Source organism: Neptunomonas qingdaonensis, assembly GCF_900113275.1.
Taxonomy (GTDB): domain Bacteria; phylum Pseudomonadota; class Gammaproteobacteria; order Pseudomonadales; family Balneatricaceae; genus Neptunomonas; species Neptunomonas qingdaonensis.
Window position 1 is genome coordinate 217,409 of record NZ_FOOU01000006.1, and the last position, 15,617, is coordinate 233,025.

A 15,617-nucleotide genomic window follows, 5' to 3' on the forward strand; every position below is an offset into this window, starting at 1 on the left:
GATATCACAAACTGTCATATTAATTATACGGTCTATAATTTCCGATCTTCTTATTAGGAAAACGAACAACCCCACCTAAAAACTCACTAAGTATACCTGAGCGCCACACTCCATATCTACAAAGAGCCACGGCAAAACCGCTGCTACCTTGGGCGTACTTAGGCAAAACAGCTAGATCCATTTAATCTAAATATAGATTTAAAAGGAATAACGACTATAAGATCAAAAAAAACCGCGCAATGCGGTTTTTTTCTGACAAATATCAACTATTTATTTGCTTTGGGAAACGCAGGCAAAGTGACATCAGCCATCTTCTGAGCCATACGAATAACCTGGCAGCTATAGCCAAATTCATTGTCATACCAAACATACAACACACAACGATTACCGGTTGCGATTGTCGCTAATGCATCAACAATACCTGCTGCACGCGAACCCACAAAGTCACTCGACACGGCTTCAGGCGAGTTACTGTAAGCGATCTGCTTCTGCAAGGGCGAATGCAAGGCCGCATCGCGCAAATAATCATTCAGCCCTTCACGATCAACAGCTTTTGTAAGATTGAGATTCAAAATAGCCATTGATACATTCGGTGTAGGCACACGAATCGCATTACCGGTCAGCTTACCTTCCATCACAGGAAGCGCTTTAGAGACCGCTTTAGCAGCACCTGTCTCAGTAATGACCATATTCAGACCCGCTGCACGACCACGACGATCACCTTTATGGTAGTTGTCGATCAGGTTCTGGTCATTCGTGTAAGAATGAACAGTCTCAACATGACCATTCTCAATACCGTATGCATCATTGACAGCCTTCAGCACGGGTGTGATGGCATTCGTTGTGCACGATGCTGCAGATAAAATCAGATCTTCATCTTCAATATCATGATGATTAACACCCATTACGATGTTCTTAACGCCCTTACCCGGTGCTGTCAGTAATACACGCGCCACACCTTTTGACTTAAGATGCAAAGACAAACCTTCTTTATCACGCCACATACCGGTGTTATCGATAACGATTGCGTTATTAATTCCGTACTGTGTGTAATCGATCTGATCAGGCGAACTCGCAAAAATAACCTTGATCTCATTACCATTGGCAATCAGGGTATTGTTCTCTTCATCGATCTGAATAGTCCCTTTAAAAGAACCATGTACCGAATCACGACGCAACAAGCTGGCGCGCTTCTCCAGGTCATTACTTGCATTGCCCTTACGTACAACAATGGCACGCAGACGTAAAGATTGCCCACCGCCGGTACGCTCAATCAGCAAACGCGCCAACAAGCGACCTATGCGGCCGAAACCGTAAAGCACGACATCAGTACCCTGGCGAGCTTCAACACCGATAACCGATGCCAATTCCTCTTCCAGAAACTCTTTCATGCTACGGCCGTTACCATTCTGGCGGAACAGCACTGCCATCTTACCGACATCAACATGAGCACCACTAACGTCCAGAGACTCGATGGCCTCCAATACAGGGTAAGTGTCCTGCACAGTCAGCTCTTGTGCTTCCATCTGGCGCGCGAAACGGTGCGCTTTAAGCACATCAATCACAGATCGCTTAACAATCAGACGACCGTATACAGAAGTTTCAATATTACGATCACGGTACAAACGACCGATCAAAGGAATCATTGACTCTGCAGTCGCTTCGCGTTCTTTCCATTCAGCGAATACTTGATCTTGGCTCACAGGCTTCTCCAACTTTACATCAACGTACGTTAAAAAATTGCGAAGCATTATCCCCTTTTATAGCGCTTCGGGCAAACAATCTCATACTAGTACTTTAGCCGGATGATTTTTCAAGGGCTTATATCGCTTTTTTCATCCAGCCTGTAATATAGGCCGCTTCTCATTATTTAATAACAAGCCTGATAACAGGCTCAGTAACAAGCTTAGTAAAGGGAGAGGTTTCGTGACAAATCTGGTATTTCCGATACCGACAAAACCGGGTGATATCAAATGGATTGGCCAGGCACACCAGAGTGCTGCCGGATTACTCATCGCTCAGGCTGCTCTCAAGCACCAACAACTCACCCTTGTCATATCACGAAACAGTGACACCGCAAGCTTGCTGGAAAATGAAATTCATTTCTACTCAGCAGCACAGAACCTGCAAATATTACCCTTTCCTGATTGGGAAACACTACCCTATGATACTTTTTCCCCCCATCAGGACATTACCTCTACCCGCGTAAGCACGCTTAAGCAACTGTCACAGCTTACGCATGGCGTCGTTATCGTTCCGATCAGCACGCTGATGCATCGGATAGCGCCCTCAAGCTTTCTTCAGGCACACTCACTCGTGCTGCATACCGGCCAACAGCTGAATATTGATAAACTGCGACAACAACTGAGTGATGCCGGCTACCGTGCCGTCGACACGGTCAACGAGCACGGCGAGTATACAGTCAGAGGATCCATAATTGACCTGTATCCCATGGGCTCAGAAACGCCGTTTCGAATTGATCTGTTTGATGATGAGATAGACTCTCTGAGAACATTTGATGCTGAATCACAACGATCTATCGATAAGATTGAGCAGATTCGCCTGCTACCCGCCCGCGAAGTGCCACTCACAGCAGAGGCCATCAAAAAATTCAAACACAACTGGCGCAACGCTTTTGATACAGACCAGCGACGCTGCCCCACTTACCAGGATGTCAGCAACGGCTTTGCACCACCGGGAATAGAGTATTATCTGCCATTTTTCTTTGATGACACGGCAACACTTTTTGATTATCTCCCCAAAGACACACTGATCATTACCGATGGCTCGCTTGAGCATTCCTGCCAGCAATTTTGGAATGATGTTAATAATCGCTACGAAGAGCGCCGTCACGATATTGAACGCCCGATCCTGCCACCCAGAGCGATCTTCACACCTAAAGAAGAGTTTTTTGCAGCACTCAAGTCGTTTCGTCGCCTGCAATTCAGCAGCGAGCCGGCCAAGGAAAACTCTGCCGGCAGGATCAACCTTCCTTGCGAGGAAACCAGTGATTTAACGGTTAATGCCCAATCGACATCGCCGTTAGCGCTACTCACAGATTTTATTGCCACACACCCTCATGATCGGATTTTATTTTGCGCCGAATCAGCAGGACGCCGCGCAGCTTTGCAGGAATTGCTCGCCAAAGCCAATATCAAACCGACATCCGTTGACAACTGGCAAGCTTTTCTGGATAACGAGCATGACTGCGCACTGACCGTCTACCCTATTAACCGCGGTTTAAGCATCAGTGGATCGATGCACGTCATCTCCGAATCACAGCTATTTGGCCGCCAGGTTTTTCAGCGTCGACGCCGCGCCAGAGATAAAGATCAAACAGACCTCATCGTTCGCAACCTGGCAGAGCTGGCACCTAATGCTCCGGTAGTTCATCTTGATCACGGTATCGGACGTTATTTAGGCCTGCAAACCATCGACCTGGACGGCCAGACCAATGAGTTTGTTGCACTATCTTATGCAAACGATGCAAAACTCTACGTCCCTGTCTCCTCGTTACATCTGATCAGTCGCTATAGCGGCAGCAGCGATGAGCTAGCGCCTCTGCACAGGCTTGGCACCGAACAATGGAGCAAAGCACGCCAGAAAGCTGCTGAAAAAGTACGCGATACCGCCGCAGAGCTTCTTGATATTTATGCCAGACGAGCAGCGCGAAAAGGTTTTGCGTTTAGCGACCCCGCCGAAGAATATCAACAATTTGTTTCGGGCTTTCCCTTTGAAGAAACGCCCGACCAGGAAATGGCCATCACCTCGGTGCTGCGCGACATGATTTCACCTCAACCGATGGATCGGCTCATCTGTGGCGATGTGGGCTTTGGTAAAACGGAAGTCGCCATGCGCGCCGCTTTTATTGCCGCCCACTCGGGTAAACAAGTCGCCATTCTGGTGCCGACCACCCTGCTAGCCCAACAGCATTATGATAATTTCAAGGATCGCTTTGCCGACTGGCCGGTCATGATTGAGCTTATCTCTCGTTTTCGCAGCGGCAAACAACAAGCCGATGCTATCGAGAAACTCAACAACGGCCAAATTGATATCATCATTGGCACACATAAATTACTTCAGGGCGACATCGTCTTCAAAAATCTGGGGCTGGTGATCATCGACGAAGAACACCGTTTTGGTGTACAGCAAAAAGAACGCTTAAAATCACTGCGCTCAGAAGTCGACATTCTGACCATGACCGCCACGCCTATCCCCCGTACGCTCAACATGGCGATGTCGGGCATGCGCGACCTGTCCATCATCGCAACACCACCGGCACGAAGACTGGCCGTTAAAACGTTTGTCCGCGAATCGAACTCACCTTTGATAAAAGAAGCCATCTTGCGTGAGTTATTGCGTGGCGGTCAGGTGTACTATCTGCATAATGAAGTCAAAACGATTGAAAAAACGGCAGAAGAATTAGCCGCACTGGTACCCGAAGCCCGCATTGGCATTGGGCATGGACAGATGCGCGAGCGTGAGCTGGAGCAAGTCATGGCTGACTTCTACCATAAGCGCCACAACCTGCTGCTGTGTACCACCATTATCGAAACAGGGATTGATATCCCCAACGCTAACACCATTATCATTGATCGGGCCGATAAGTTCGGCCTGGCCCAACTACATCAACTGCGTGGCCGTGTGGGCCGATCACACCATCAGGCTTATGCTTATATGCTGACGCCACCCAGCAAAAGCATCAGCAAAGATGCCAACAAACGCCTGGAAGCGATTGCACAAGCTGAAGACCTGGGTGCCGGCTTCACCCTCGCCACTCACGACCTTGAAATTCGCGGTGCAGGTGAGCTCCTGGGTGATGACCAGAGCGGTCAGATTCAGGGAATCGGCTTCACGCTTTACATGGAAATGCTGGAAGAGGCGATTCAGTCCATTAAAGAAGGCAAAACACCGAACATGGACAGACCGCTTCATCATGGTGCCGAGGTCAATCTGCACATTCCAGCGCTGATAAAAGACGACTATCTTCCAGATGTGCATAGCCGCTTAATCATGTATAAACGTATTTCCAGCGCAAAAAATGAAACGGAACTAACAGAATTACAGATTGAAATGATAGATAGATTTGGTCTTCTGCCTGAAACCACAAAAAATCTATTCAGACTAACCTCATTAAAACTGCTGGCAGAGCAACTGGGTATATTGAAACTGGATGCAGGAAGTCAAAGCGGACGCATTGAGTTTGAACAATCGCCCAAAGTAGATCCATTTACAATAGTGATGATGATTCAAAAACAACCTAAAAAATATAAACTTGAAGGCGCCAGCCATCTCCGTTTTTCTCTGGAAATGGACGATACTGAACAGCGCTTCAGTGCTGTTGAAAATTTGCTTAAAGAGCTAGGTAAGGTAAATTCATGAAAAAAATCCTCTCGTGCTGTGCCGTATTAGTTTTACTCGGTTTGCACAACGCCGCACAAGCAGCCACCGCCTACGGCATCGAAGTACTCATCTTCAGTCGTGACGACGCCTCCGTTAACAGTGAGTACTGGCCAATACCTGACAAAGCCCCCGCTTCGGGTATCAGCTTATCCGGTGGCGGTTACAATGAACGCTCCGCCGCCAGCTTCATGCTAAAAAGTACTGATCAGAGAATCCGGAATACCAGCGGCTTACGCGTGCTATATCATAAATCATGGAGCCAACCGGTCAGAAAAAGCCGCGACTCACAACCGGTCGCTATTCAAGCCGGCAATATGATGGCAGATGGCTATTACGAACTTGAAGGCGCGATCACGGTTGATCGGGGACATTACCTGCATTTTAAACCGGATCTTCAGCTACGCCGAAATATTACGCTAGAAGATGGGTCAATCAGAACGATCACCGCTGTATTAGACGAGCCCCGCCGCATGAAGTCAAAAGAGGCTCACTATATAGATCATCCGTTGTTTGGCATTCTGGTTTACGCCACACCACTCAACTGAAGAATAGTTTTGCGTTGTAGTTACATTAGTTACATTTGTTACATGAGTTACAGGGCTGCTAGCAGCTCTGTAGTTTACTTATGTAGCGCACCACCCCTGCAGACAGCAACAGTTTTAAAGCTTATTAACCTTCTTCACGAGCCTCTTCACAAGCCCTTCACAAGCCCTTCACAAGCCCTTCACGAGTGTCTCTTCAGGAGCTCTTATCTCATTAGCCATAGTCGTTAACCATATTTGTTAACCATATCTATCAACCATAGCTACGATTAACAAGCTCCGCCTGATGAAGCTCCCTTTCGGGCAATAAATGTACTGTACTCGTAGGGAAAGCCACCTCAGCGCCATGCTTCTCAACGATTTCCATAATCGACAGCAACACATCCTCTTTAATCTGATGAAAGCGCACCCAATTGGTTGTCTTGGTAAAAGTATATACAAAGAAATCTAACGACGATGGCGCAAATTTATTCAGATTGACAATCAGGGTCTGATCCTGATCAATCTCAGGATGATGACGAAGCAACTCCCTCACTTCATCAACAATATCTTTGACTGTTTTAAGGTCACAATAACGTACCCCAACCGTTTCATAGATACGCCGATGCGTCATCCGCGACGGGTTTTCAACCGAAATGCTGGCAAACGTCGCATTAGGAACATACAAGGGCCGCTTATCAAAGGTCAGTATACGCGTCAGGCGCCAGCCAATATCTTCAACTGTCCCCTCAATATTTTTATCAGGGCTTCGAACCCAATCGCCCACCTTAAAAGGACGATCCATGTAAATCATCAGACCACCGAAGAAATTAGCCAATAAATCTTTCGCCGCAAAACCAACCGCCAAACCACCAATACCACCAAACGCCAACACCCCGGAAATACTGTAACCAAAGCTTTGCAGCACAACCAGTGACACAGTGATGATCAAAGATAATCGCAACAGCTTTCCTATAGCGCTGATCGTTGTTGCATCAAGTGTTGTATCTATACCTGCCGGATCTATTAACGCCGCTTCAGCGGCTTGAATAAAGCGAATTAAAAACCATCCGAGCAAAACAATCACAGCAACCTTACGTAACGGTCCGACCACATCAAGCAAGACAGTACCCGTTTGCACATCAATCACATCCAATGCCCAGCTCACGCCCAACACCCAAACCATCATTACAGCCGGACGTCTGGCCGACTCAAGCAGAATGTCATCCCATATATTCCTGGTTCGCTTCAGTTGGTTCGCCATACGGTCGAACATTATACGAATAACAAATACGCCGACCAACATCATCAACACAACAACAAAGACACTGAGTATCCAGCTATTTTCTTGGCCGACCGACAAATATTCAGTCAACCAAACATTCAGACTATCAATAATCGCTTTTACATCCATGTGAAACTCAAGCCTCCAGAGATTGAATTAAATCAGCTACGCGCTCAAAACGCTGAGCATCGACATCATGCTTTTTATGCTTCATGGTTTGAATAGAGACAGTGGCAGCAAACTGATGGTTATCCAGATACGTCAGCACCTGCTGCGCCCCTTCAGGGTGATTACACACCAGCGCCATATCACATCCGGCATACAGCGCCGCCTGAGTTCTTTCTATAAACCCTCCCGCGGCAGACGCACCCGCCATACCGAGATCATCACTAAAAATAACACCGCGAAATCCCAGCGTTTCGCGTAAAATACGTTTTAACCAGAATTCAGAAAAACCTGCCGTTTTTTCATCCAACTGCTGATAAACAATATGCGCAGGCATGATCGCGTCTAAACCTTGATCAATTAAGGCTTTAAACGGTTTGATATCCGCCGCACACAACAGATCATAGGAACGCTCATCACAGGGAATATCCAAATGAGAATCTGCAGCAACCCAGCCATGGCCAGGAAAATGCTTACCTGTTGCGGCCATACCCGCCGCATGCATACCGCGCATAAAGGCGCCCGCTAGCGCAATAACCTGCCCGGTAGTTGTACCAAAAGCGCGATCACCAATAATTTCACTACGAGACCAGTCGATATCCAACACCGGCGCGAAGCTTATATCTATATCGATTTCAATCAATTCAGCCGCCATCAACCATCCGACATCTTCAGCAATACTGATCGCCTGCACAGGATCGCGCTCCCATAAGCGCGCCAACGCTCTCATGGGAGGAATTCTGACAAACTCATGACGAAAGCGTTGCACACGCCCACCTTCATGATCAACCGCAATCAGAATGTCGGAATTTTGCTGGCGAATATCTGCCACCAAATCACGCAATTGTGATTTAGATTGATAGTTACGCCCGAAAAGTATCAAACCACCCGCCTCAGGATGGCCAATCATATCCCGCTCTGCGGGCGTCAAAGACACCCCTTGTACATCCAGCATCAAACGACCGGAAGCCATTTTTATTCCTCAATAAACAGTTCAGTTCCAACCGGAACCAGATCATAGAGTGCCATCACATCCGCATTGCGCATACGTATACAACCATGCGACACAGGGATGCCCATAGGCTCGCTATCAGGCGTGCCATGAATATAGATATAACGGCGCATGCTATCCACGGCCCCTAACCGATTACAGCCAGGTTGTTTGCCGCTTAACCATAAAATACGCGTCAGAATCCAATCTCTCTCAGGAAATTGTCTGGCCAGCTCTGCAGAATAGACTTCACCCGTGAAGCGGCGCCCGACGAATACAGCGTTTAGTGGCAGATGTTCTCCCACTTTAGCGCGGATAACATGCAGTCCTCTGGGCGTACAGCCAGAGCCTTGCTGCTCTCCTGCACCATTAAGCGCAGTAGAAACCGGATACTCGGTAATGCCAGTGGAGTGATACAAGGTGAGTACTTGTTTTTTAATACTTAACAGCAGATGCATGAAGGATATAAATCAGAGTCGACAGAAATATGTTTTATCGGAACGCGCCATAAAACCAGCGGAGATAACGGGAACCATTCGATGCAGAATTTTTTCAATTTCATCTTCTTTATCAAACTCCTTTTTTTCTATTTCCATCAATGTATGGACGTTCGATAAAGTAAAAACCATTGATCCCAGCAGAAAATGCAAACGCCAAAAAAATTCATCATCTTCCATGGGTGATGCATCAATTCGCAGCTGCGCTAAAAACACCTCTAACTTAGTGTAATGCTCGAGCAGAATATAATCTCGCAACTCTTTTTGATTCTTCATATAGGCCAGGTCAAGCAAACGCATAAACATCGGTAAGGCATGTGAGTTGTTCTGGCGAACATGCAGCAGCGCTCGCATCACCATCTCGATCAAATCATCTACAGATACGGTTACTTGTGGATTATTAACGAGGTATTCAGAGATGGCGTTATCTATATATTCACAAAATGGATAAAGATATTGCTCAGAAACAGCCTGGATAAGCCCCTGTTTTGATCCGAAATGATAATTAACCGCTGCCAGATTTACATCTGCAGCAGCGGTAATCTGGCGCATGGTCGTTTCTGAGAATCCCTGCTCAGCAAACAAGGCTTCTGCAGCCTTCAGTATTTGAGTCGCCGTTTTTGACCGCCCCAAGCTCTACTCCCGTTATCAGCACTTTTTTAAATGAGTCCACTAAAAATATAGCGCAAACACCGGCAATAGAACAATATTATTTAACGCGTTAAAAAACGGCTGTTTGAAACACGTGACCAAATTTTCGAAACAACACCATCAGTTGTTTGAATGGCCATTTCACTCAAACGCTCCTGAAGCGACTTCTTCATCTCATAGCGTACCCGAAACACATCAGCATCATCACAGGCTGTCATCAGGTAATCATCACTGGTCGATAATTCATCCACCAGCTTCTCTGCTAAAGCACGCTTGCCAAACCAGACTTCACCGGTGGCTACTTTTTCAATGTCTAACTGCGGCCGATAATCAGAAACAAACTCTTTAAACAAAGCATGAGTATCTTCCAGCTCTTCAATAAACTTCTGTTTACCTTTTTCAGTATTTTCACCAAACATAGTGACTGTGCGTTTATATTCTCCGGCGGTAAACATTTCATAATCAACATCATGCTTTTTCAAGACGCGGTTGAAGTTAGGAATCTGCGCAATCACGCCGATTGAACCCACCAGTGCAAACGGCGCAGCAATCAATCTGTCAGCCAAACACGCCATCAGATACCCACCACTGGCGGCTACCTGATCGACACATACGGTTAATGGAATACCGCTGGCTTTTATACGTGCCAACTGAGAAGCAGCCAGCCCATAGGTATGCACCATGCCACCGGCACTTTCAAGTCGAATAACGACTTCATCAATAGGACGCGCAAAGGTAAGTACCGCCGAAATCTCTTCGCGTAACGGCTCAACCTCACTGGCTTTAATATCACCATCAAAATCAAGAACATAAATACGTTTTTTTTCTTCTTGCTCCTTCTCAACGCCTTTTTTCGCATCCTTTTTGCGCTGCTTGCTTTCGAGCTTATCCTGCTTTTTCTGCTCTTTAAGCAGTTGCTTGTAGGCATCTTTATCTAATACTGCCGCCTCGACAGTATCTTTCATATCATCGTAAAACTCATTAAGCGATGTTAGATCAACGGCACCATCCCGATCATCGCGATGATGACGTGAGCTCACCATGAGAATCCCGGCGATTAATAAAAGCACAACGATTAATCCGGTAAATGCTTTCGCCGCAAACAGACCGTATTCAAAGAAAAATTCAGACAACAGGTTTCTCCAGAAAAAGAGTTATCAGTATTAAGTCGGCTAATGTACCATAAAAGCCAATTAACGAATCCACTGTAAACTACTTTTCGTGACAGGAATGTATATAAATGAGTTCAGATATTACTGTAGCCCGCGTAATCGCAAAACTCCCTTCGCGCTTTCAGGCCGATGCCGCTGAAAACCTCAATGCTATCTTTCAGTTCTTACTTGAAGACGACGATAACTTTTATATTACTATCAACGAGCAAAGCTGCACGACTACTCAGGGCGAGCATCATGATCCATCGATCACGTTACTGATGGACGCTGAAACTTTCATTAACGTGGTCACAGGGCAGCAGGATGGTATGAGTGCCTTCATGAAGGGGCAGCTCCGCGCTGAAGGCAACGTCATACTGGCAACAAAACTCGGTAAGTTATTTAAAGACAAAAGCCAAGATCACACCTCTGCCTGACACGTCTGCTTACACATCGCCGTTCAAAAACTGTTGAATCAATGCAGATGAGATAGCAAATGAAGGAGGAAGATCGGGCATTGCGTCGCGGTAATACCAGTTAGCCTCCTCAATTTCAACGCCGTCTGCGAGTAACTCCCCTCCCGCATAATCAGCAAAGAAACCCAACATTAAAGAATGCGGAAAAGGCCAGGACTGGCTTTTAAAATAACGCACATTTGTAACATCGATGCCAACCTCTTCGTGAATTTCCCGATGCACAGCCGCTTCGGCACTCTCCCCTGCTTCGATAAAACCCGCCAATGTACTGAATCGCCCCGGCGGAAAACGCGGCGAGCGGGCCAGAACACAGCGATCGCCATCAACCACTAGAACAATGATACAAGGCGAAATACGCGGATACTGAGCTAATGAGCACTGCTCACAATGCTTGGCTAAATCAACAGCATGGTGCAACATTTTATGTCCGCAACGACCGCAGTACCGATGCTCGTTATGCCAGATAATCAGTTGCGCAGCCCGGGATAATGTTACGTACTCCTGCTCATTCTTAGACACTGACAACAGGCTTCTGAGATTAGCCTTTTCAAAAGGAATCGAAGACCCTCTTCTGAGAATGATTGCATGAATAGCAGCCTCCCCGATCATACCGACGGGATAAACAGCCTCAATATTCTGTGCTGACAAACTTTCTTTACTGGCATGCAAATAACCGCCTTCAGCATTCAAATACATAGACCCTGATGAACCCACTATATAGAGATCGTCCACTATCCTCTCCAACTTCTTCTCATGATTCATTTGATTACCAGCACTTTACGTATCCCTTTGATAAACAAGTACTATAAACAGACATGACAAATGTCAATGTTTTCTCTGAAAGCCGACTTATTTAGCCTATCGTCACGCTTTTCTATTCAGGTTTTATCAATCTACTGCTAGTCTACACCAACATTCGAGTCTCCGTTTGTCACAAACGAGCTGTTTTACAATTAGGACGATGATAAATGACCATCTCTTTTCTTCAGGCTTTAATGCGAAATTTCTTAGGCAATTCGCCGGTCTGGTACAAGCAGGCTATTATTGGCTTTCTGATTTTAAACCCTATTCTTTTAATAGTAGCAGGGCCTGTTGTCACTGGCTGGACACTGATATTCGAGTTCATATTTACATTAGCGCTGGCACTCAAATGCTATCCACTACAACCCGGCGGGCTGCTGGCGCTTGAAGCGATCGTCATAGGACTGGCATCACCTGAATCCGTTTATCATGAAGTTAGCAGTAATTTGGAAGTTATCTTGCTATTGATGTTCATGGTTGCAGGCATCTATTTTATGAAATCCATGCTGCTATGGATTTTTACCATTATTCTGTTAAAGGTAAAATCTAAAGCAAGCCTTTCATTACTCTTCTCATTATCGGCTGCGTTCCTGTCTGCATTCCTCGACGCCCTCACTGTTACGGCCGTACTCATTAGTGTAGGGGTCGGATTCTTTTCTGTTTATCACAAAGTCGCCTCCGGTAAACATTATGACCACGAACATGATCATGCTGACGACAACTCTGTTGAAGAAACAAACAGGAATGACCTTGAAGATTTCCGTGCATTTTTGCGAAGCCTGCTCATGCATGGTGCCGTCGGCACGGCATTAGGCGGCGTTTGCACATTAGTTGGCGAACCGCAAAACCTGCTGATTGCTCAAAAAGCAGGATGGGATTTTGCTGAATTCTTTGTGCTGATGGCACCGATAACAATGCCCGTTCTTATTGCAGGCCTGCTTACCTGTTTTACTCTGGAAAAAACGCGTACCTTTGGTTATGGCATTGAGCTGCCGGTTAGAGTACGACACATTCTTGAAGACTTTGCCGCTCAGGAAGACAAAAAACGCACCCTTCGTGATAAAGCAGAGCTTACTATTCAGGTTTTAGTCTCTATTTTCCTTGTATTAGCCTTAGCATTTCATCTTGCGGCAGTTGGCTTGATCGGATTAACCGTTATCGTTGTATTAACAGCCATGAACGGCATCACCGAAGAACATCAGATTGGTAAAGCTTTTGAGGAAGCACTTCCGTTTACCGCTCTGTTAGTCGTTTTCTTTGCGGTAGTTTCTGTCATACATGATCAGCACCTGTTCCAACCTATTATTCATGCGGTGCTTGCGATGGACCCAGCAGACCAGCCGGGTTTCTTCTTTATCGCCAACGGTATGCTTTCCGCCATCAGTGATAACGTCTTTGTTGCCACTGTTTATATCAACGAAGTCACTGCAGCTTTAGCCGCAGGTGAAATTACCCGGGATCATTTTGATTCGCTAGCCATCGCGATCAACACAGGAACCAATATTCCCAGTGTTGCTACCCCTAATGGCCAGGCTGCTTTCCTGTTCTTACTGACATCTGCTCTGGCACCACTTATCCGTCTTTCATACGGACGCATGGTGTTAATGGCCCTCCCATACACTGTCGTCATGAGTCTGGTGGGATACACGGCTGTCACTATCGCACTTCACTAATCATAAAAAATCTATGAAAAAAAGCGGGCTATCATGCCCGCTTTGTTATTTGTCTAAAGCTATTCCAACTTCAACCATCAGATACGGCCTTTCGCCATAAGCACTCACCACCTGCACTCTTATCTAATCTATCCAGAAATAACTCGTGTGCTTCAATTTCTGCATCCGTCGCTAGCACCACCGGCAGACCTAATGATTCAGCGCCCACTCTTTTAACGATCGCTACATCGCCCTCCTGAGTCTCCGCATGATCACTCAGTAATAACGACGTCTGGCCACCTGTCAGAGCAAGATAAACATCTGCGAGGATTTCCGAATCCAATAACGCCCCGTGTAACTCACGATGAGAGTTATCGATACCGTAACGTTTGCATAACGCATTTAAGTTATTTTTTTGTCCGGGATGTTTACTCCGCGCCAAACGCAATGAGTCGGTAATAGTACAAATATCGGCGATCCGAACCGCGTAACCATTACGCTCTAACTCGGCATCAATAAAGCCAATATCAAACGTCGCATTATGGATAATTAGCTCAGCGCCACGAATAAACTCGAGAAACTCATCCGCAATACCCTTGAAGCGTGGTTTATCTTCAAGAAATTCATGAGTGATTCCATGCACCGCCATCGCTTCCTGATCAATCTCGCGATCCGGCTTGATATACTGATGATAATGGTTACCGGTTAAACGTCGTCGCTGCATTTCAACGCAGCCGATTTCTATAATATTGTGACCTTCCGACCACTCAAGGCCGGTTGTTTCTGTATCGAGAATAATCTGACGCATACTGCTTTAAACCCTTTTTAAAATCTCATCGACACCACGATTAGCTAACTGATCTGCCAATTCGTTTTCCGGATGCCCGCTATGCCCTTTAACCCAACGCCAATCGATTTTGTATTGCGCAGACAGATCATCGAGTCGCTGCCATAAATCAGCATTTTTAACCGGCTTCTTTGCCGCTGTTTTCCAGCCATTTTTGCGCCACCCGGCAATCCACTCAGTAATACCTTTTCGTACATATTGTGAGTCAGTCGTCAGCACAACACTGCAGGATTTATTCAAGGCCGACAGGGCTTCAATAGCAGCCAATAACTCCATACGATTATTAGTGGTATCTTTATCGCCACCCCATAACAGCTTTTCTTTATCACCATATCTGAGAACCGCTCCCCAGCCACCCGGGCCTGGGTTTCCTTTACAGGCTCCATCAGTAAATATCTCAACGACTTTCACGTGCCTGTCCTCTTGTTGTGGCCGGCTCACTCACCGGTAGCCTTATAAAACGTTTTGCCAAATTCCGCGGATTAATCGCGGTCATACCGCCGATATCTTTTCGAGCCAGAATCACATTAAATGCGCCAAACCTGGGCATCGACTTTCTTGCAAATGCCTGCAGCCACCCAAAGCGCCGTCTCACAGCGGGAGACTCGCAAGGCGGGAAAAAATAATCGCTGAGTGAACGTAGCTCGGTGAGTTCCAGTAAATTAATCCAGTCGATTAATCGATGATGACTTAAAAAATGCGCATTTTGCCAGACGTTTTTTTTACTGTTACGGGTTAACAAACGAGAGATACCCCACCAGGAGACGGGATTAAAATTCACAATCAACAAATGTCCACCCGGTCGAAGCACTCGTGCAGCTTCGCGTAAAACCTGATGCGGGCTGGCGGTAAAATCTAAGGTGTGATGTAACAACACAACATCCACGCTATTATGTTCCAGCGGCAGTTCTGTAGCCTGAGCCACAATACTGTTAGTTTTCATTCCGAGTTCGAGTTTATGATAAACAATAAAAGTATGTGTTATGGAGCTTGACTCTGCCAGATCTCTTACAGGATCAATACCAATCTGCGCCAGATGTACGCCATACAGGCCAGGCAACAAACGATCCAGTATTCGCTGTTCTGCTTCCAGCAAATCCTGACCCATATTTTCTGAAAGCCATTTCCTTAAAGGTTCTGACAGTTGCTCAACAGGCTCTTGATTTCGATAATTCAT

Annotated in this window: 14 protein-coding genes; 4 read left to right on the forward strand and 10 right to left on the reverse strand. The window is 46.3% G+C overall.

Annotated elements, in window-relative coordinates:
- Positions 1-266: 266 nt before the first annotated feature.
- On the reverse strand, positions 267-1,703 hold the full coding sequence (locus BM099_RS11045) for a glyceraldehyde-3-phosphate dehydrogenase (RefSeq protein ID WP_198064195.1): 1,437 nt from the start codon (positions 1,701-1,703) through the stop codon (positions 267-269).
- A 223-nt stretch (positions 1,704-1,926) separates the two neighbouring features.
- On the opposite strand from BM099_RS11045, the gene mfd reads away from it, so the two are divergent.
- Positions 1,927-5,382: a transcription-repair coupling factor gene (gene mfd, locus BM099_RS11050; protein WP_090728009.1), complete on the forward strand. Its 3,456-nt coding sequence runs from the start codon at positions 1,927-1,929 to the stop codon at positions 5,380-5,382.
- Positions 5,379-5,948 carry a CsiV family protein gene (locus BM099_RS11055; protein WP_090728011.1) on the forward strand — a complete coding sequence of 190 codons (570 nt, stop codon included), beginning with the start codon at positions 5,379-5,381 and terminating at the stop codon, positions 5,946-5,948. Before mfd ends, BM099_RS11055 begins: the two co-directional genes overlap by 4 nt.
- Positions 5,949-6,198: 250 nt before the next feature.
- Here the strand turns inward: BM099_RS11055 and BM099_RS11060 are convergent, their stop codons facing one another.
- The 5 genes from BM099_RS11060 to sohB form a co-directional block, all read right to left on the reverse strand.
- A complete protein-coding gene (locus BM099_RS11060; protein WP_090728013.1) occupies positions 6,199-7,338 on the reverse strand; it encodes a mechanosensitive ion channel family protein in 1,140 nt (379 codons plus the stop codon).
- Between the two features lie 7 nt (positions 7,339-7,345).
- Positions 7,346-8,347, reverse strand: coding sequence for a beta-N-acetylhexosaminidase (gene nagZ, locus BM099_RS11065; protein ID WP_090728016.1), 1,002 nt, complete (start codon positions 8,345-8,347; stop codon positions 7,346-7,348).
- Between the two features lie 2 nt (positions 8,348-8,349).
- Positions 8,350-8,823 carry a L,D-transpeptidase gene (locus tag BM099_RS11070; RefSeq protein ID WP_090728018.1) on the reverse strand — a complete coding sequence of 158 codons (474 nt, stop codon included), beginning with the start codon at positions 8,821-8,823 and terminating at the stop codon, positions 8,350-8,352.
- 12 nt (positions 8,824-8,835) lie between these two features.
- Positions 8,836-9,495, reverse strand: coding sequence for a TetR/AcrR family transcriptional regulator (locus BM099_RS11075; RefSeq protein ID WP_090728020.1), 660 nt, complete (start codon positions 9,493-9,495; stop codon positions 8,836-8,838).
- An 80-nt stretch (positions 9,496-9,575) separates the two neighbouring features.
- Positions 9,576-10,646, reverse strand: coding sequence for a protease SohB (sohB, locus tag BM099_RS11080; protein WP_090728023.1), 1,071 nt, complete (start codon positions 10,644-10,646; stop codon positions 9,576-9,578).
- Between the two features lie 107 nt (positions 10,647-10,753).
- Between sohB and BM099_RS11085 the strand changes: the two genes are divergently transcribed.
- Positions 10,754-11,101, forward strand: a complete 348-nt coding sequence (locus BM099_RS11085) for an SCP2 sterol-binding domain-containing protein (RefSeq protein WP_090728027.1) — start codon at positions 10,754-10,756, stop codon at positions 11,099-11,101.
- Positions 11,102-11,110: 9 nt separating this feature from the next.
- On the opposite strand, the gene nudC is transcribed toward BM099_RS11085, so the two are convergent.
- Positions 11,111-11,902, reverse strand: coding sequence for an NAD(+) diphosphatase (gene nudC / locus BM099_RS11090; RefSeq protein WP_090728029.1), 792 nt, complete (start codon positions 11,900-11,902; stop codon positions 11,111-11,113).
- Between the two features lie 206 nt (positions 11,903-12,108).
- Here nudC and nhaB point away from each other — a divergent pair, with 206 nt between their 5' ends.
- A complete protein-coding gene (gene nhaB / locus BM099_RS11095) occupies positions 12,109-13,614 on the forward strand; it encodes a sodium/proton antiporter NhaB (protein WP_090728032.1) in 1,506 nt (501 codons plus the stop codon).
- A 70-nt stretch (positions 13,615-13,684) separates the two neighbouring features.
- On the opposite strand, the gene dnaQ is transcribed toward nhaB, so the two are convergent.
- The 3 genes from dnaQ to BM099_RS11110 are packed head-to-tail and all read right to left on the reverse strand — an operon-like array spanning position 13,685 to position 15,617.
- Complete coding sequence (gene dnaQ / locus BM099_RS11100; RefSeq protein ID WP_090728035.1) at positions 13,685-14,401, reverse strand: DNA polymerase III subunit epsilon; 717 nt, start codon at positions 14,399-14,401, stop codon at positions 13,685-13,687.
- A gap of 6 nt (positions 14,402-14,407) precedes the next feature.
- On the reverse strand, positions 14,408-14,851 hold the full coding sequence (gene rnhA, locus BM099_RS11105) for a ribonuclease HI (RefSeq protein ID WP_090728037.1): 444 nt from the start codon (positions 14,849-14,851) through the stop codon (positions 14,408-14,410).
- Positions 14,838-15,617, reverse strand: a complete 780-nt coding sequence (locus BM099_RS11110; protein ID WP_090728040.1) for a class I SAM-dependent methyltransferase — start codon at positions 15,615-15,617, stop codon at positions 14,838-14,840. The genes rnhA and BM099_RS11110 overlap by 14 nt, the downstream gene beginning before the upstream one ends.